1 protein-coding gene is annotated in these 1,264 nt (G+C 58.4%); it reads left to right on the forward strand.

The window, feature by feature from the left end; all coding sequences use genetic code 11:
• Positions 1–180: 180 nt before the first annotated feature.
• Positions 181–1,264 (forward strand): alpha/beta fold hydrolase (locus D8V06_RS23370; RefSeq protein WP_130931905.1); only part of this gene is annotated, 1,084 nt, incomplete at its 3' end.

The raw sequence follows: 1,264 nt of genomic DNA on the forward strand, positions 1-1,264 counted from the left end.
TTGCGAAAAAAATTAAACTCGGGTAACCAATGGAGCTGGCAAGTTCCCTGCAGTGTTCTCTGCGAACAAAAAGCAGCGATGCAGTATTAACGGTCACCCCGAGCAGTAGTACCTGGCATTGGCTGTGTGACTGCACAGCGAGGCCCCGGGTACTCGTCTCAGGACAATGGAGCGTCGTAGATGAGTAACAAGAATAACGATGACTTGAAGTATCAGGCCTCGGAAAACACCTTGGGACTGAATCCTGTCGTTGGGCTGCGTGGAAAGGATCTACTGGCTTCTGCTCGAATGGTGCTCAGGCAGGCCATCAAGCAACCGGTGCACAGCGCGAAACACGTTGCGCATTTCGGTCTTGAACTCAAGAACGTGCTGTTCGGTAAATCCGAACTGCAACCGAACAGCGATGACCGTCGCTTCACTGATCCGGCCTGGAGCCAGAACCCGCTCTACAAACGTTATCTGCAAACTTACCTGGCGTGGCGCAAGGAACTCCACGACTGGATTGACGAAAGCAACCTCCCGGCCAGCGATGCAGCTCGCGGGCACTTCGTGATCAACCTCATGACCGAAGCCATGGCCCCGACCAACAGCGCGGCCAACCCGGCAGCGGTCAAACGCTTCTTCGAAACCGGCGGCAAGAGCCTGCTCGACGGTCTCTCGCATCTGGCCAAGGACATGGTGCACAACGGCGGGATGCCGAGCCAGGTCAACATGGGCGCGTTCGAGGTCGGCAAGAGCCTGGGTGTGACCGAAGGCGCGGTGGTGTTCCGCAACGACGTGCTGGAGCTGATCCAATACAGGCCGATCACCGAGCAGGTCTACGAACGGCCACTGCTGGTGGTGCCGCCGCAAATCAACAAGTTCTACGTTTTCGACCTGAGCCCGGACAAGAGCCTGGCGCGATTCTGCCTTCGCAGCAACGTGCAGACTTTCATCGTCAGCTGGCGCAATCCGACCAAGGAACAGCGCGAATGGGGCCTGACGACCTATATCGATGCGCTCAAGGAAGCGGTTGACGTCGTCACCGCAATCACCGGCAGCAAAGACGTGAACATGCTCGGCGCCTGCTCCGGTGGCATCACCTGCACCGCGCTGCTGGGTCATTACGCAGCGATCGGCGAGAAAAAAGTCAACGCCCTTACCTTGCTGGTCAGCGTGCTCGATACGACCCTGGACAGCGACGTCGCCCTGTTCGTCAACGAACAGACGCTCGAAGCCGCCAAGCGCCACTCCTACCAGGCCGGCGTGCTGGAAGGCCGTGACA

The organism is Pseudomonas sp. Sample_24, from assembly GCF_004307605.1.
In the GTDB taxonomy this organism is placed as follows: Bacteria; Pseudomonadota; Gammaproteobacteria; order Pseudomonadales; family Pseudomonadaceae; genus Aquipseudomonas.